The sequence below is a fragment of the Paenibacillus sp. JZ16 genome, assembly GCF_015326965.1.
In the GTDB taxonomy this organism is placed as follows: Bacteria; Bacillota; Bacilli; order Paenibacillales; family Paenibacillaceae; genus Paenibacillus_AQ.
Genome location: NZ_CP017659.1, coordinates 2,436,996 through 2,453,574 on the forward strand (window position 1 = coordinate 2,436,996; position 16,579 = coordinate 2,453,574).

Genomic DNA, 16,579 nt, shown 5'->3' on the forward strand with positions numbered 1-16,579 from the left:
TCCCGAGCCAGCGGTAATCGAGCGCTTGTTTGCAATTGTTAACACTAGCTAAGCCTCTAAATATTCACCTTATACCCTAAAGCCAGTTCATCGCCGGGAAGCCCCCGGATTCCCCAGTTGTGCTGCGGCGTTTCGAATATCGTAATCTCCACATCCTGGGAAGAGATATGCAGCGAGTGCTCGAGCCGTTCGAACAACAATCGAATCAGCTGTTTCTTGGCCTCCACGGTCCGGCATTCAAATATGCTGATCTCGATCACCGTGTAACGATCCGTTCTCCCGTCAGGAAAGAAGAAATCCTCGCGACTCATGGGGAAAAAACGATGGAATTTCTTATCCGCCGGAAGCTGAAAAACGTCTACCACGCATGAATGTATCACTTCCGACAGCTGTTCCTTCACCGGGTTCAGCCGCTCCCGGACGCCATAAATTTTGATTTGCGCCATGCTCTGCTCATCTCCTCTACTCTCCACCCTACTCATCTATGCCAAGGTTTACGCTACCAATTATTTCTATTCGACCTTGGTCGAAACAAAACCTCTTGCCCTAATAACACATGTTGAACAAGGTATGCGAAACGTTGTGCCGATCACTGTTGTTCCCCGGTTCAATCCCCCCATGTGCCCCTATTCCCCGATCTGGAACTGCTTCTTCGCCCACTCCACGTAGGACGGATGGCTTCGAATCAATTCTTCATGCGTCCCGCTTCCCGTAATGTGCCCCTTCTCCAGGACAATAATCTGATCCGCCTCGACCACGGTGGATAACCGGTGGGCGATGACCACGGTCGTTCGTTCCACCATCAGATTGTTCAGCGCTTTCTGCACTTCATGCTCGGAGTCGCTGTCGAGGCTTGCCGTCGCTTCATCCAGAAGCAGGATGTCCGGCTTCCGCAGCAAAGCCCTTGCAATCGCCACGCGTTGACGCTGACCTCCCGATAACTGGATGCCTCGCTCCCCAACCTCCGTGTCATATCCTCGCGGCAGTGCCTCGATAAATCCCTCCGCATAGGCCAGTCTCGCCGCTTCAGCAATTTCCTCGTCGGAGATCGGCTCCTCCCGTCCATAGACGATATTGTCCCGGATCGTTCCGGTCATGAGCGGGCTGTCCTGGGACACATACCCGAGCTTACGCCGCCACGACTCCAAAGTATAATCGCGGATCGCTTCGGAGCCAAAGTAAATCTCCCCGCCGGATGGCGCGTAGAACCGCTCAATCAAGGAGAACACCGTGGTTTTGCCGCTGCCGCTGGGTCCTACCAAAGCGGTGACCTTCTTGGCAGGGATCGAAAAGGATACCTCGGACAGAATGGTCTCGCCTTCATGATAAGCAAACGCCACCTCTTTAAATTCAACATCCCGATGCCCATCCGGTGCAGTACGCACCGCACGATTGTCGCTCTCCGGCTCATATTCGAGAATCAGCCGCAATCTCTCGGTGGCCGCCATCACCTTCTGGAGTTGGGAATAGAACGTAGCAAACTGGCTGAAAGGAAACATGATCTGGAACAGCAGCAGGATAAACGATACCAGCTCGCCTGCGCTAAGAGCGCCGGAAGAGACGCGAACGCCGCCGTATCCGATAATGACCACCAACAGGACGACCATGACCATCGACATCAACGGAATCAGGACCGAGTTGATTTTGGCTTCCTTCATGCCGAATCGGTACAGGCTGTCCATATCGTCATACCCGCTTTTCTCCTCCCTCCGCTCTGCATTGGAGGCTTTCACCAGGCGAATCTCGCCGATCACCTGGGTCAGCATGGCGGACAGCTGGGCCAGCTGTCCATACATGCTGATGGAGATTTTATACATCTTTCCGCCGATGGGCATTAATATGCCGAACCCGACCGGAACGGCAATCAGGATGATGAGGGTCATCCGCCAATCCAAGTAAAACAAGATTGCAACGGCCCCCAAAACGGTCAATAGATTCGAGCAAAAAGCAATCAAATGATCCGTGATCAGGGTTTTCACTTCATTCGTATCGTTGGTCACCCGGCTCATCGTTTCTGCCGAACGGTGCTTGTCAAAGAACGGAACCGGCAATGCCAGCACCTTGGTCCAGAGCCGTTTACGAATTTTGTTCACCGTCTGGTTCCCGACATAGGCAAGCATATAGTAGGAAAGTCCGCTCGCCACGGCTTCCAGCAGGAACAGAACGGCCAGAAAGCCGACCGTACGAATATTAAATGAATCTGCAGCAAAATTATCGATTAATTGGCCGGTGATGAGCGGGACGACCAGTCCCGTCACCGCACCAACCAAACTGAGCACGATGGCCAGAAACAGCACTAGCTTCGGAATACCCGAAGAGCGCAGCAGCTTAATAAAATACCGAATCGTGGTTTTTGTAACCTTACCCTTCTCTTCTACGGTTTGCTCCATATGGAATTCCTCCCTTTTTGCATCCAGCCGTCACATATAGATTTCTTTGATAAAACGGCCGGTGAACGAGGCTTCCACAGCCGCTACTTCCTCAGGCGTTCCTGTCGCCACGACAGACCCGCCGGCAGCTCCTCCGCCAGGCCCGATATCGATGAGCCAATCCGAATGCCAGATCAGGTCCAAATTGTGTTCAACCAAAATCACGGTGTTCCCCGCGTCCACCAAGCGGTTCAACAGAACGAGCAGCTGCTGGACATCTCCGGGGTGAAGCCCGGTTGAAGGCTCATCCAGCAAATACAGCGTGTGGTTTTTGGTCTTTTTGCTCAGCTCCTTAGCCAATTTAATGCGCTGTCCCTCACCGCCGGATAAGGTGCTCACCGATTGCCCCCACTTCAAATACCCAAGCCCGACATCGCAGAGCAGCCGGGTCAATTCCATGATTTTCGGCCGATCCTCCAGAATCGACAGACTTTCCTCAATCGTCATATCCAAAATGTCGGAGATGGTGTAGCCGTTATAGGTCACGCGCAGAACCTCTTCCTTAAACCGCTTGCCCTTGCAATCCGGACAACGTACCTCCAGCTCCGGAAGGAAGTGCATATGCACCGACACAACGCCAAGTCCTTGGCATGTCTCGCAGCGCCCGCCTTGTGTATTAAAGGAAAAGTGCTTGGCCGTCAATTGACTCTCCTTCGCTTCCGGCAAGCTGGCGTACCAGTTTCTGATATGGGTGTAAACATCGGTATACGTAGCAATGTTGGAGCGCTGCATTCGGGATACCGGTGATTGGTCAACCGTAATCAGCTGCCCTACCGATTCCCAACCCGTGATGGCCTTGCAGCCGATTGGAGTTGATTGATCGCTTCCGGATTCCGCCAGAAGATCAAACAAAAGCGTGGATTTACCAGATCCCGATACGCCTGTCACCGATATGAGACAGCCGAGCGGGAAAGAGGTCGTGATATGTTTCAAATTTCTTAAATGTGCATCCTCGATCGTCAGCAGGCTTCCGTTCCCAGCCCTGCGCCGATTCGGTTCCGGAAGCATCGTGTTCTCGCGGAAGTAGGATCCGGTCACGGATGTGGGATGATGAATAAGCTCCTCCAGCGTTCCTTGACCGACAACCGTACCGCCCATCGTTCCCGCGCCCGGTCCGATATCAATGATATGGTCAGCGGCCCGCATCACTTCTTCGTCATGCTCGATGACGAGCACCGTGTTGCCCAGATCCCTCAGTTGTTTCAGAACCTGGATCAGTCCCCTGGTATCTTTGGGATGCAGTCCCGTTGTCGGTTCGTCCAAAATGTACAGTACCCCTGTCAGGCCTGATCCCAGAATCGATGCGAGTCGAAGCCTCTGGGCTTCTCCGCCTGACATCGTGACGACCTGCCTCTCCATGGACATGTAACCCAGCCCGACATCCATAATGCGTTTTAGTCTGACGACGGAATCATGAATGAGCGGTTCCACAATCGTTAATTGGTCCTCCGTCAGCTTCCTCAGCAGCGCCTCCATCCAATTTAAGGCTTCCCCGATCGACCAGGCGTTGACTTCGTTAATGGAGACTCCATCCACCCGGACGCGGCGGCTGTCCTCCTTCAGCTTCGTTCCGTGACAATCCGGACAAAGGTGCTCATGAAACAGGGACGCTTCACCGGACTCGCTTCCCTTCTCCCGGTACCTTCTCCATATCCCGGTGACTACACCCTCGTACTTGCCTTGTCCTACGGACTTCGGCGGTTTGACGTCAGGAAAATGCCGGCTGAACTGCTCGCTCTCTACGCCGTAATACAGGAGATCACGCTGAACCTCGTCATAGTCCCGAATCGGCATGAACTCATCGAATGCGAACCCGTAATACTTGGCTGCCGCTTTCAGAATGGTGATGTTATAATCGGTAAGAGCGCTGTACCACGTTGCCACCCCGCCGTCCCTTAAACTTAATTCCGGACGAAACACAGCCTCCATGTTCAGACTGACCGTTTGACCGAGTCCGCTGCATGTTTCGCATGCGCCTTCCGGCTTGTTAAAGGAAAAATGCGACATCGTCAATTTTTCGAGACCATGGCCGCATCGCCTACAACGAACCGTCTCGTGAGAATCGCTGATCTCTTCCTCCTCAGCCAGACCGTGATAGGCTTCTCCCTCCACATGAGGTATCACCGTATCGCCACAGGACGGACAAGTACGTTCACCAAGCTTAGAAAACAGAATTCGAAGCAGCGTGTAGATATCCGTCACCGTTCCGATGGTGGATCTTGGGTTCCGGTTCGTAATGTGCTGTCCCACGCTGATTGACGGGGATAGTCCTTCAATCGAATCCACCTTCGGCTTGCTGACCGAGTCCGACACCATGCCCATGGATTCCATGTACTGCCGTTGGCACTCCCGCTGCAGCGTATCCATCGCGAGCGTGGACTTGCCCGAGCCGGACGGACCTGTCATGACAACCAGTTTGTACTTCGGAATTTCAAGCGAGACATTCTTCAGGTTGTTCTCCCGGGCACCGCGAATCTTAATCGTTCCTTCCATATATCCGAACCTCCTAAAAGTTTTGTGGAGCTTAGCTTCATTGAGAAACTTCGCAATAAAACTCGCTTCGCAAGCGCAAGCATACTGTTTCGTTTTGGAAGCCTGGCTCCAATCCTTCAATTTACAAACCCATCTTACAACATTGATGCAAGTACAAAATTCCAAACGGAAAAAGGTTGATCTATCGCCGTTTTCGAGATCAAAAGCCGTCACGGAGCTTCAAGGTTTATGTATAACGTTTGTTGCCGTTCCATTTGTATAAACACAGCATTGACTATATAATGGGCTACAAATAATACTTATCGTATGTTTTGAGGAGAGCGGTAACCATGCCGAAAAAAATCGCACCCGAATTTTATTTTATTGGCAACCATCCCATGCTGGATTTCGTGAATACCAAGATTGCGGTTGATGGACAACCTCTGGATTTGCTTGATACATTCGATTCTTTATTGGATTGGATGGTGAAGGCGAACCTGCTGTCCGAGGTCGAGCGTAACCTGCGCAAGGCGGTATATAACGGCTCCGAGGAAGAAGCCGGAATCGTGGAAGCCGCCCGGTTGCTCCGCGGCCACCTCTTTAATCTGATTCAGCCGGGCAGCGTGAACGAGACCTCTACGGAAGTTAGCCTGCAATATATCAATGGGCTGCTGAAGGAGCAAATCCTTCGCACAACGCTGGTGGCAGAAGGGAACGCGTACAGCCGCAAAAGCCGGATGCTTTTTCGCAAGCCGCTGGATCTGTTGACCCCGGTCGCCGCATCTGCCGTTGATTTTTTAACTACCCATGACCTGAAATTGGTGAAAAAATGCGAAAATCCGGCGTGCGTGCTTCGCTTTTACGACAATAGCAAAAATAGCACAAGGCGCTGGTGCAGCCCCAAAACATGCGGGAACCGCATGAAGGTCGCTGCCTATCTGGAGCGTCAGAAACAGCAGCAAACGAAGGAATCTTAGATAAATCATCTAAGATTCCTTTTTTAATACCCAAAATAACTCTTTACAGGTTAATAATCAAGGTATATAATTCCCTTAATCATATTTAGATGGTTAATAAATTAAATGAGGTGGTGTTTTTCTTCTTATCATTACGACCATTCAAAAAGCTCTACATAACAATTGCATCATAAAAATTCGTAGATAATTCAAGGAGGCATTTATCAGATGAATCATAAAATCCAGTATCGCACGGCTCAAATCGAAGGCTTGGATATTTTTTACCGTGAAGCGGGGGCTCCCGGCTCGCCTGTTGTCCTGCTGCTGCATGGTTTCCCGACTTCCAGTCAAATGTATCGTCAATTGATCCCGGCTCTTGCCGATCAGTACCACGTGATTGCACCGGATTATCCTGGTTTTGGTTACAGCAGTGCGCCTGACCATGATCAATTCCAGTACAGCTTTGACCATTTCAGTCAGCTCATCGAGAAATTGCTCGACCAATTAAATATCCAGAGCTTCTACGTCTACCTTATGGATTACGGCGCACCCGTTGGTTTCCGAATTGCAGCACGCCATCCCGAGCGGGTTCGGGGGCTGATCATACAGAATGGGAATGCCTATGAGGAGGGGCTCGAGGAATTCTGGAATCCCATTAAAGCGTACTGGGAAGATCCCGCGAATCCGGATAAACGCGAGGCCCTGCGCTGGTTAACCAGCATCGAGGCAACCAAATGGCAATATACCCATGGCGTCCGTGATACGTCCCTCATCAGCCCCGACACCTACACGCTGGATCAAGCGCTGCTGGATCGGCCCGGGAACCAGGAAATACAACTGGATTTGTTCCTGGATTACGGATCAAATCCTCCCTTATATCCGGCTTGGCAGCAGTATTTCCGCGATGCGCAGCCGCCGACCCTTATCGTGTGGGGGCAAGGCGACCATATCTTCCCTGAGAACGGGGCCCATCCGTATCTGCGCGATCTGCCCGATGCCGAGCTTCACATCCTGAAGGATGCCGGGCATTTTGCGTTGGAGTCACATGGACCGGAAATCATGGATTACATCCGGGCATTCCTGGAACGTCAATCTTCATAATATGAGCATGACAATGATATAAGCTATTCCCCGGCAGGCTTTTCATTGGGCCGTTCTTCATGATACAATCCCCCAGAAAAAAAGTATTCAAACAGATCCTTGCATGAGGTAAGGGGGACCGTCATGGGTATCAGACCGATTGATATAGCCAAGAAACTGGGGATTACCACAAGTGCGCTCAAGCATTATGAAAAATGGGGCATTGTCCCTCCTGCAAAGCGTGCCCCGAACGGATACCGGGTGTATACGGAGGAGCATGCCGCATACTTCGAATGCATAAGAGCCATGTTTCCCGGCTTCGGCGTAGACGTTACGAAGCAAGTGATGATCAAGCTGCAGGAGAACGAGCTGGATGAAGCGCTCTGGATTGTAAACGAGGTTCAGGCCAATCTGCAGCAGGATAAAGTCCTCGCGGAGCGGACCATCCGCATTCTGGATATCGAGCAGCTTGACGTTGTCGATGCCCGTGGGCGGAAAAGAAAGCTGACCATCGGGGAGGTTGCGGCCGAAACCGGCGTTCCGACCTCGGCTATCCGCCACTGGGAGAAGGAAGGCGTCCTGATTCTGCCTCGGGATCGGGAAAACGGCTATCGGAAGTTCGAAGGCGCCCAGATCCGGCAGATCATGATCATTCGGATTCTCCGCTCGGCCAATTACCCGCTGGAAGTCATCAAAGACGTACTGCATGAACTTGAGCATCATCAAGTCGATAATGCCAGACGGGTGCTCAAGGACACGCTTGTATACCTCAACTACCGCAACCATAACCAGATACGCGGCGTGCACTATCTATATCAGCTGTGCCAAGTGCTGAAATTAATGTAAAGCCCACTCCCTATGTACATTGATGTTTAACATAAAAAAACAATCAAGGACGAACTACATCCATGATTGTTTTTTTGTGTTTATCGATCCTTGATACCCCTCATCATGTGCCGATTATGGATTAACTTTAATGGAACCGACGGAGGTCGTCAGGGATATTTTCGCTCCCCCGCCGTTTACGTCGCTCTGCCCCCGGCTTGCTCCAGTAATCTGTCCAAGCTCGGTTTCGGTATCCAGCGTGTATTTCATGGACGGCGCAAACGTGGCCGTGATGCTGCCTGCCGATGTGTTGGCCGTCAGCGTGCTGTCCTTATCGATCTGCTCAAGATCCAGCTTCACGCTGCCCGCCTCGGATACGATCTTGGAATTGCCCGCGATTTCCGTTTTGGCCAGCTGAATTTCCCCGGCTCCCAAATGGAGTTCAAAAGCGCCCTTCAATTCGTTCACTCGAATCTTCCCTACATCATTCTTAATGCGGATATTCCGCATGTCTTCCGGCACTTCGATTACATAATCTATCATGAATCCGGAGTCGCCAAATTGCTTCTGCGACCAATCCCATAAACTCTTGCTGGAGTCCTCCCTAGGGTGCGTTCTTAATTCCAGGATGTCGTCCTTGAGCGTAAAGGAAGTAGCAGCCTGCTCCGTAATCTGGGTACGAATGTTGTCATTCTTGAAAAAGCTTTCATTAAACCACACGGTGGTTTTTACTTTAATCCCATGACCGGGTACAGCGATGAGTTCAATATTCCCTACCGCATGATCGATGGCCAATCCCTCGGCTGCTCCGGCTTCCTGAGCCGTCGTCAACTCGAACTCTTTCCCTTCACGCTTTACTTGATCACTGATAGCCAGCGCTGAATCGCCGGCCAAATTCCCGACTTGTGCCAATTGATCAAGCTCCCGCTTTACTGTTTCCTCCGCATTATTGGCGGCATCGCATCCTACCAGGACAGCAAATATCAACAGCGATGAGATTTTCACTGCCATCGTACTCTGTTTCTTCATAAAATCCTCCACGTCCATTCCTCTTTATGTATATGTTCATTATATCGTGAAGGAAAAAGTTGACACGCTGCCACGGACCAGTTTCTTCCTGGACCTTAGTCTGGGACGCCCCCTCCGTCATTTGTATGACGCCGCGCATTCGAATCACGCCTCCCATCGCTGCTGCCCCCACATGTCTATCGTTGTTTTGTAACGGCTGAAATTCGGGGACAAAGGCGATGACTTTCATCTCATGGCTGGTCTATCCGCAGCACGACCTTCCCCCGAACGTGGCCGGACTCCACAGTGCGATGCGCTTCTGCTGCTTCGCTCAGCGAAAACGTCCGGGACACATGGATCAGCAGTTTGCCTTGTTCATATAACTGAACCAAGTCGGCCAATCGATCCTTGGATCGCTGACTGCGGATCGCGAGAACCCCCAGCTCTTCTACCCGATCGAAGGCTACAATCGTGCCGATGCGGCTCCGGTCTCCGACAAGCTCCAACGAGGCCAGCAGCGCATCTTCGCCAGCGGCATCCAGCGCGGCACTGACGCCCTCTGGGGCGGCGGCCTTGACCCGGTCTACAAGGCCTGGGCCATAGACAACAGGAACAGCACCCAGTGAACGAAGATAATCATGATTTCGCCCGCTTGCCGTTCCGATGACCCGGGCTCCCCAGGCACGAGCGATCTGGACGGCAAAAGAACCGACGCCACCTGCTGCCGCATGGATCAGAACGGTATCGCCTTCACCGATTCCTAACGCCTGAAGAGCCGTATGGGCCGTTTGCCCGGATGCAGTCAGCACGCCCGCTTCTTCCCACGGCATCGAATCCGGTTTACGAACCACTTGATCGGCGCTAACCACGACATACTCCGCGTAACAGGCGAGTAAAGACCAGCCAATGACGTCCTCACCAACCTCAAAGCCTCTGACCCCCTCACCTACCTGATCTATCGTTCCGGCGAACTCATTGCCCAGGATTTGCGGCATCCGCAATGTCACATTAGGGGGCGCCCAGCCGCTTCCCCTTATCCCGCAGTCGGCTGGCTGTACGCCAGCTGCCTTGATTTTAACTCTGATCTGACCGTTACCGGCCTGAGGATCTTCAAATTCCATGACATGCAGGACATCCGGCGGTCCAATCGTACTAAACGCCACGGCTTTCATATCGATCATCCTTTCATGAATCTCTTGATCTTGTTTCTGAGATCATTTTATAATCATCGATAGATAATAAAAAATACAAAAATGTCCATGTATACATATACTGGAGTATATAAGCAAGGACGGTGAACCGGAATGGAAATGTTACAGCTGAAGTATTTTGTAACCGTAGCAAGACTTGAACATATGACCAAAGCCGCAGAGGAGCTCCATATTGCTCAGCCGGCGCTCAGCAAGACCATTGCCAGACTTGAGGAGGATCTTGGCGCTCCGTTATTCGAACGCCAAGGCCGCCAGATCCGCCTCAATCCGTATGGCAAAGCATTTTTGGCAAAAGCCAAAGCAGCCCTGCAGCTGCTGGAGGAGGGACGGCGTGAAGTCGAGGATCTGGCGGGGCTGGAGCATGGGCGTATTCATTTGGCCTTATCCAACATGGAGCAGCTCCGCGAGCCCTTAAGATTGTTTCTAAGCAAACATCCGAAGGTCAACTTTCATATCATCCAGTCTTCGATGGAGGATATGGTTCAGACGATTGAACATAACGAGGTTGATTTCTTTCTCACCTCCATGCCCATCCGGCACCCGGATATACGCAGCTTTCCTTTGCTCGTCGAAGAGGTGTTCTTGGCCGTTCCCCCCACCCACCGCTTAGCTGGAAAAAATCAAATTCACTTAAGCGAGGCTGCAGGTGAATCGTTTGTCGGATATAAAGAAGGTCATCCGTATCAGAAGATGAATAATGAGTTTTGCAAACAAGCCGGTTTTCTGCCGAAGGTTGTCTGCGAGGTGGAGGACCCCGGAACCATAGCCGATCTGGTACGTTCCGGATTTGGCGTGGCTTTAATCGGGGAATGCAGAAGCGGCGAGGAATTAAAGCTGACGAAGCTGAGCATTCGCGAGCCTCAGGCCCGCCGCATATTCCAAATAGCATGGCTGGAATCCAGGTACTTGTCCAAGGCCGCGATTTCTTTCCGTGATTTCCTCGTGGAATACTACGCGGAATCACGGTAAGACAACCGCAAGGGGCTGTCCCAAAAGATCTTAGATCTTGCCGGAGGCCCTCTTCTTGCTGTTAGAAGACGCTCCGTGTACCAATCGTTCCTCCCATCGCGCTGACGCTTGTCCGGAATCGATTTGTCCTCTCCGCTACTTGCCCAGGAGGATTACGTCAAAGACGGAAATGGCGGTACAGGGCTGACCTCCCTGTAACCGCCATTCTTTTATTTTTTGCTGTTTTTTCATCCATTAAGCCTTCTCATCAAGTAAGCAGACTATTTTATGGGACGGCCCCTAAAGTACCGGAAACAACGTAAACTCTTGGATGTTTACGTTATATCCGAATGCCAAAGCAACAGGATTGGCAGCCAAATCCTACACTCGAATTCCCTCATCCCCGTCTCTGGTCGTCATCTTATTCAAGCCAACTTGCTACCGCATTTTAACGTCATCGCCATATTGCGCACTGTCCGCTCCATATTGGCCGCGGCTTGACTTATTGCATCGTCCAGGCTGCATACGCCGGGCACGATCGTGAACACCATATCGATGCCATGCTCAAGCACCGCTTCATGCCCATCAGCAAGCGAGCCTGCGATGCCGATGACCGGCACTCCGTACCGCTTAGCCGTCTTGGCCACGCCCATCGGCGTTTTGCCGTAAATCGTCTGGCCGTCGATGCGGCCTTCTCCCGTAATGACGAGATCCGCATCCTTCACATGCGAAGCCAGCCCCGTCGCTTCGATAACAATATCCACGCCCCGCTTCAACTCAGCGGCCAAAAATGCGAGCATACCGGCGCCAAGCCCTCCGGCTGCGCCAGCGCCGGGAATCCGGGCCACGTCGCGGCCCAAGCATGCCTGAATCATCGCCGCATAATGGGCGAGATTGCCGTCAAGCTGCTGTACCATGGCCGGATCGGCGCCTTTTTGGGGGCCAAATACGGCCGAGGCGCCGCGCTCTCCGGTCAGCGGATTGTCCACATCGCACGCGGCCACGAAGGCAACCTGCTTCAGCCGTGGATCGGCTCCCCCCGTATCGATGCGGGCAATGCGATGCAACTCTCCGCCGCCATGGCCAATCTCCGAGCCATCGGCGTCAAGCAGCCGCACCCCGATCGCCTGCGCCATGCCAGCGCCGCCGTCGTTCGTGGCGCTGCCGCCCAAGCCTAGAATAATCGTGCTGACACCTTCGTTCAGCGCCGACGTAATAAGCTCGCCGGTCCCGCGCGTCGTCGTCGCGAGCGGATTGCGCTGCTCCAGCGGCACAAGCGCTAGTCCCGAGGCGGCCGCCATTTCAATAATCGCGGTCTTCCCGTCACCAAGTATGCCGTAGAACGCGGTCACGGGGGTGCCAAGCGGTCCCGTCACTTCGGTGTGAACCAATCGTCCACCTGTCGCATCCACCAAAGACTGCACCGTGCCCTCCCCGCCGTCAGCCATCGGCACCTTGACGATATCCGCTTCGGGATACACGGCGCGCATTCCCTTCTCTATGGCATGACATGCCTCTAATGCGGATAAACTCTCTTTAAATGAGTCTGGAGCAATTACAACCTTCATTCTCTCCACTCCCTCTCCATCAGTCTTAACCAACTGCCTGAACAATCATTTTGCCGGAGATTACAAGAACCAGCCGAACACGCCGAACACCAATGTCGATACGACGGCCAGGACGAGACCGATTGCGGTCTCATACGGAATAAGACGCAGCCTCTCCTTCATCGCCATATTGACGCTTCCGCCCGTTGCGTGGAAGAAGCTGCCGTGCGGCATATGGTCGAAGACGGTCGCCCCGGCGTGAATCATCGCCGCAGCACCCAGGGAGGCAACGCCAAGCCCCATAATCGTCGAGCCGAACACCGAGCTGGCGACCGCGGTACCTGCTGTCGTCGAAGCGGTGGCCAAGGACATGAACGCGCCGCTTATCGGCGCAAGCAAGTAAGCCGGCAAGCCGGAGGAGGCCAGACTGTCGATGATGACATCCTTCAATTGCGAATTCGATATAATGCCGGCCAACGTCCCCGTGCCGAGCAGCATGACAGCCACGCCCGACATTTTGCCCAAGCCCGATACCGCAAATTGATTGATCTGCTTGATGCGGCCCATGCACAAGGCCCCAACGAGGCCGCCGACCGGCAGCGCGATCACCGGATCGATGACGATGTCGGCCAGCGGGCGCAGTGCCAAGAGCACAATCGCCGTGATCGGAGCCATCATCGCCGCCAGGAAGCTCGGAAGCTGCTCAGCGCCGTCGTCTACGCTTTCCTGGCCCGTGATCTTCGTTCCCTTTTTGGACAGGCGCTTCGCGATCAGATAAGTGGCAAAAAGCCCAAAGAAAGCAGGTATGATTCCTGCCATCATCATCGATGTCAGTGGAACATGGAATGCGTCCGCTGCCGAGATGGCGTTCGGATTCGGCGACATAATGTTGCCGGCCTTCCCACCGCCGATCATGGCAAGCAATATCGCCATGCGGGACAAGTCGGCGCGCTGCGCAATCGCGATCGCAATCGGCGCCACCGTAATGACCGCGACGTCGATAAATACCCCGACGGCCGTCAGTACCATCGTCGCGAACGCCAGCGCAAACAACGCACGCGTCTCGCCGACCTTGCGGACCAACGTTTCGGCAATCGTCTTCGCGCCGCCCGATTCAATCAGGACGCCGGCAAGCACGCCGGCTGCCAGGATGCGCAGCACGGCCGGAATCATGCCCTTTGCGCCATCCATCATCAAATTCACCGAATCAACCAGCCCGATTCCGCCGACGATTCCCCCGGCAAGTGCCCCAATCATCATGCCATAAGCCGGAGGGACTTTACGCAATATAAGCACAATCGCCACAACCAATGCCGTCAAAGCACCAAGTACAGTTACAGATACGTCCATAGTCAAGACCCCCTAATGTGTTGTCTCAATTCGTTATACTGTTACTGTACCTGTAACCTGAAAGCGCTTCATCATGCATAAAAATGAAATAAAGCGCTTTATAGAACATGTTTTTTGTTCAAATGCACAAATCATGCATGTTCTTTCCAGACGCCCTCACTCTCCGGCTTCCTCTCTTCCAGCGCGCTTAGCCAGCGGGCCGTCATCAGCGTATATAAATCGCGAAAATGCTTCGGATCTTTGCCTGTCGCCTCATGAATGCGCTGCAGCCGGTAGCGAAGCGTATTCCGGTGAATCGACAGCCGCTCGGCGATGCGCTGCTGCTCGCCGTTCTCATCGTAATAGGCCTCCAGTGTCTGCTGCAGTTCCCCGCTCTTATCCTCCTGCGCGAATCGCCACCATAGCCGCTTCAGCTCTTCCGCCACCCACGAGGGCATAACGTTGGCTGCCACGGTCTCATTCGGCATATCTTCGCCGTAGTATACCGTCTGCTCCGGGAATATCGCCTGGCCTGCCCGCATCGTATCTTGCGCGGAACGGTAAGACGCGATTAAACCTTCGATGCCGGAATACGCCTTGCCAACCGCAATGCGGAGCGGCGCAATCCTCTTCTCTTCCAGCAGTCTACGAATGTGACGGATGCCTTCGCATATATCGGCATTCGGCTCCCGCGGATGGAGATGGGGCTTATACAACACGATTTGGCGCGTATTGTGAATGGCGATCAGGTCGATGGCGGGCCGACCCTCCAATATTTCGACCACCTGCTTGAGCGTAGACAATGAATTCGCGTCCTGCGCACCGGACAGCTCCATAATGCATGCAACCCGCGCCTTATCCGGATGGAAGCCAATTCGTTCCGCCTGGAGGCGCAGCATGGCATTATCCTTGCCGTCCGCATGAATGACGGACAGAAGGAAATCCTCCTTCATCCGCTTGTCCCATTGGGCTTTTTCCAGCAGATCTGCTTGCTCCAAGTACATTTCCGCCGTCATTTTCACCAGCTCCCCGTACTTGGTCACTTCGTTCGGATCGCCGGTAATGCCGATGACCCCAACAACTTCGCCCTGGAAGTGAATGGCCAGATTCGTTCCGGGCAGCACCCCTTGCAGCTTGCGCGCGCTTTCCTCGTCAATCTCGAAGCGCCCCTTCCTCTCAATCGCAATGAGCGCCCCTTCATGCTTCTGATATAAGCGCGAGCGGTCGCCAGAACCGATAATCCGCCCCCGTTCATCCATGACGTTCACATTATAATGAATCACTTGCATCGTCCGTGTTACAATTTCTTGCGCCAATTCCTTTGTCAATCTGCTCATCTTGTCTATCCCCTGTCTATGTTCGCCACGATATGAAAAAACGCCCTCCATCCGATAAGCGCGATTAATCGCATTCTTGCCGGGATAGGGGCATTCAGCTTGGAATAACGTTATATACGCCCTAAATGTGAGTGTTAACACGAGGAAGGGTATTTCCTTGCGAAGTAGCTGTTATTCGGTGAGGTACTATAATTGACGGTTATTTTGTCTGAGTATACGCTTTCGCGTTTCTTTTGTAAACTCATACACCAGCAGTATGGCCTCAAGAGAACGCAGGTAATCATGATTCCGTCGCTTGCGGTTGAGGTGGATTTCTTTCTAAGAATGTATCGCTTAGGCGAAACTGCCGGTGAATCGTTTGTTGGCTGAGCATTTCATACTGCGAACCAACAATCCGATCCTGATGGATCGGATTGTTACTCCCTGTCTATCCTGAGTTTGAGGTTCCCCATCTATGCTATTTCACAGTACGGTTATAATCCTGGATTTTGGTCGTAATTTCTTTTGCTGCGTCATCCAGTGCCTGCTGCGGTGACTTTTTGTTGTTCAGCACTTCTTCAATCGCACCTTCCACAATCTGTCTTGCCTCGGTAAATACGCCCATCACAGCACCTTGGGTCGCTTTAACCAGCTTCGTCTGGTGCAGCTGATCAATGGCCGTCTGGAATGATTCGGTTGATGGTAGCAGTATAAACATTGTAATATTGAGTAAACACTCAGTTTTCTGAGATTCGTCATTAATGATAAAGGAAGCCATTTGTCTATGACTACAACCAATCGAAATACCAAGAAGGAACGGATATTGAATGCTGCTCTGAAGCTGTTCTCCCATCAGGGATATCATGCGACGACAACCAAAGAAATTGCAGCCGAAAGCGGCGTTGCCGAAGGGCTGATCTTCTACCACTTCGGAGATAAGCGGAAGCTGCTGCTCTACCTTGTAAACAATTTTTCCTTTGTTACACAGCTTCAAGCGGAGGCGGGGGAACTGTCGAAGCTGCCTGCGGAGGAGGCCCTGTTTCAATTCGGCTTGGCATACCTTGGGTTCCTCAGGACAAACATGGATTATCTAATGCTCATTTGGTCACCGGAACTCATAAAGGATGCCGAGGTATCGAATGAGGTTTCACAGCTGATCGGAGGTATGGGGACAGCAGGCAGCAGCATACTCAAACAGGCGGCGGGATCTAAGCATCAACCAGAACATACGATTCAGACCGCGATGATGATGATGACCTCCTCCATCCTGGTCTATTGCATGCTCCATACCCGCTTCGGGCAGGAAACGCTCCCGCTTGGGGACGAATCGTATATTCGTGAGCTCGTCCGGCTGCTGATGCATGGTATGACTGAAGAATCCTAAGCCGCCGGTGTTCATCACAGGAAGGATTGAGTAGAAAAGCTGATCGCAGAACAGAAACAGCATCTCTGCATCAG

Annotated in this window: 13 protein-coding genes and 1 pseudogene; 5 read left to right on the forward strand and 9 right to left on the reverse strand. The window is 52.7% G+C overall.

The features are described from left to right. Positions 1-56 precede the first annotated feature (56 nt). From BJP58_RS11075 to uvrA, 3 genes are all read right to left on the reverse strand, one after another. Entirely contained in the window at positions 57-446 is a 390-nt protein-coding gene (locus BJP58_RS11075) for a tautomerase family protein (RefSeq protein ID WP_194543956.1), read from the reverse strand. Between the two features lie 180 nt (positions 447-626). Then, positions 627-2,390, reverse strand: a complete 1,764-nt coding sequence (locus BJP58_RS11080) for an ABC transporter ATP-binding protein (RefSeq protein WP_194543957.1) — start codon at positions 2,388-2,390, stop codon at positions 627-629. 30 nt (positions 2,391-2,420) lie between these two features. Then, the gene (gene uvrA / locus BJP58_RS11085; RefSeq protein WP_194543958.1) at positions 2,421-4,922 is read right to left on the reverse strand and encodes an excinuclease ABC subunit UvrA; all 2,502 of its coding nucleotides are present in this window, start codon (positions 4,920-4,922) and stop codon (positions 2,421-2,423) included. A 329-nt stretch (positions 4,923-5,251) separates the two neighbouring features. On the opposite strand from uvrA, the gene BJP58_RS11090 reads away from it, so the two are divergent. The 3 genes from BJP58_RS11090 to BJP58_RS11100 all read left to right on the forward strand — a co-directional run bounded on the left by BJP58_RS11090 (position 5,252) and on the right by BJP58_RS11100 (position 7,783). After that, positions 5,252-5,878, forward strand: coding sequence for a CGNR zinc finger domain-containing protein (locus BJP58_RS11090; RefSeq protein WP_194543959.1), 627 nt, complete (start codon positions 5,252-5,254; stop codon positions 5,876-5,878). Between the two features lie 207 nt (positions 5,879-6,085). Next, positions 6,086-6,958 carry an alpha/beta fold hydrolase gene (locus BJP58_RS11095; protein WP_194543960.1) on the forward strand — a complete coding sequence of 291 codons (873 nt, stop codon included), beginning with the start codon at positions 6,086-6,088 and terminating at the stop codon, positions 6,956-6,958. Between the two features lie 123 nt (positions 6,959-7,081). Further along, positions 7,082-7,783 (forward strand): MerR family transcriptional regulator, encoded by a 702-nt coding sequence (locus tag BJP58_RS11100; RefSeq protein ID WP_194543961.1) that lies wholly within the window; start codon positions 7,082-7,084, stop codon positions 7,781-7,783. A 114-nt stretch (positions 7,784-7,897) separates the two neighbouring features. Here BJP58_RS11100 and BJP58_RS11105 read toward each other — a convergent pair whose 3' ends face one another. After that, entirely contained in the window at positions 7,898-8,791 is an 894-nt protein-coding gene (locus BJP58_RS11105) for a DUF4097 family beta strand repeat-containing protein (protein ID WP_233355039.1), read from the reverse strand. Between the two features lie 230 nt (positions 8,792-9,021). Next, a complete protein-coding gene (locus BJP58_RS11110; RefSeq protein ID WP_194544908.1) occupies positions 9,022-9,942 on the reverse strand; it encodes an NADP-dependent oxidoreductase in 921 nt (306 codons plus the stop codon). Positions 9,943-10,074: 132 nt separating this feature from the next. On the opposite strand from BJP58_RS11110, the gene BJP58_RS11115 reads away from it, so the two are divergent. Then, positions 10,075-10,950: a LysR family transcriptional regulator gene (locus BJP58_RS11115; protein WP_194543963.1), complete on the forward strand. Its 876-nt coding sequence runs from the start codon at positions 10,075-10,077 to the stop codon at positions 10,948-10,950. A 404-nt stretch (positions 10,951-11,354) separates the two neighbouring features. Here BJP58_RS11115 and BJP58_RS11120 read toward each other — a convergent pair whose 3' ends face one another. From BJP58_RS11120 to BJP58_RS11135, 4 genes and pseudogenes are all read right to left on the reverse strand, one after another. Beyond that, positions 11,355-12,497 (reverse strand): glycerate kinase, encoded by a 1,143-nt coding sequence (locus BJP58_RS11120; protein ID WP_194544909.1) that lies wholly within the window; start codon positions 12,495-12,497, stop codon positions 11,355-11,357. A gap of 60 nt (positions 12,498-12,557) precedes the next feature. Continuing rightward, complete coding sequence (locus BJP58_RS11125) at positions 12,558-13,826, reverse strand: GntP family permease (protein ID WP_194543964.1); 1,269 nt, start codon at positions 13,824-13,826, stop codon at positions 12,558-12,560. A gap of 131 nt (positions 13,827-13,957) precedes the next feature. Beyond that, entirely contained in the window at positions 13,958-15,142 is a 1,185-nt protein-coding gene (locus BJP58_RS11130) for a sugar diacid recognition domain-containing protein (protein WP_194543965.1), read from the reverse strand. A gap of 457 nt (positions 15,143-15,599) precedes the next feature. Next, positions 15,600-15,809, reverse strand: a pseudogene (locus tag BJP58_RS11135) (ABC transporter substrate-binding protein); the annotation flags it as partial. Positions 15,810-15,905: 96 nt separating this feature from the next. Between BJP58_RS11135 and BJP58_RS11140 the strand changes: the two are divergent. Then, a complete protein-coding gene (locus BJP58_RS11140) occupies positions 15,906-16,505 on the forward strand; it encodes a TetR/AcrR family transcriptional regulator (RefSeq protein WP_194543966.1) in 600 nt (199 codons plus the stop codon). Positions 16,506-16,579: the final 74 nt, after the last annotated feature.

Excerpts from the sequence above, each read along its gene's own strand:
- BJP58_RS11120 (WP_194544909.1), bottom strand. The coding sequence starts at position 12,497 with ATGAAGGTTGTAATTGCTCCAGACTCATTTAAAGAGAGTTTATCCGCA.
- BJP58_RS11130 (WP_194543965.1), bottom strand. The coding sequence starts at position 15,142 with ATGAGCAGATTGACAAAGGAATTGGCGCAAGAAATTGTAACACGGACG.
- BJP58_RS11105 (WP_233355039.1), bottom strand. The coding sequence starts at position 8,791 with ATGAAGAAACAGAGTACGATGGCAGTGAAAATCTCATCGCTGTTGATA.
- BJP58_RS11125 (WP_194543964.1), bottom strand. The coding sequence starts at position 13,826 with ATGGACGTATCTGTAACTGTACTTGGTGCTTTGACGGCATTGGTTGTG.
- BJP58_RS11110 (WP_194544908.1), bottom strand. The coding sequence starts at position 9,942 with ATGAAAGCCGTGGCGTTTAGTACGATTGGACCGCCGGATGTCCTGCAT.
- BJP58_RS11100 (WP_194543961.1), top strand. The coding sequence starts at position 7,082 with ATGGGTATCAGACCGATTGATATAGCCAAGAAACTGGGGATTACCACA.
- uvrA (WP_194543958.1), bottom strand. The coding sequence starts at position 4,922 with ATGGAAGGAACGATTAAGATTCGCGGTGCCCGGGAGAACAACCTGAAG.
- BJP58_RS11095 (WP_194543960.1), top strand. The coding sequence starts at position 6,086 with ATGAATCATAAAATCCAGTATCGCACGGCTCAAATCGAAGGCTTGGAT.
- BJP58_RS11075 (WP_194543956.1), bottom strand. The coding sequence starts at position 446 with ATGGCGCAAATCAAAATTTATGGCGTCCGGGAGCGGCTGAACCCGGTG.
- BJP58_RS11090 (WP_194543959.1), top strand. The coding sequence starts at position 5,252 with ATGCCGAAAAAAATCGCACCCGAATTTTATTTTATTGGCAACCATCCC.
- BJP58_RS11115 (WP_194543963.1), top strand. The coding sequence starts at position 10,075 with ATGGAAATGTTACAGCTGAAGTATTTTGTAACCGTAGCAAGACTTGAA.
- BJP58_RS11080 (WP_194543957.1), bottom strand. The coding sequence starts at position 2,390 with ATGGAGCAAACCGTAGAAGAGAAGGGTAAGGTTACAAAAACCACGATT.
- BJP58_RS11140 (WP_194543966.1), top strand. The coding sequence starts at position 15,906 with ATGACTACAACCAATCGAAATACCAAGAAGGAACGGATATTGAATGCT.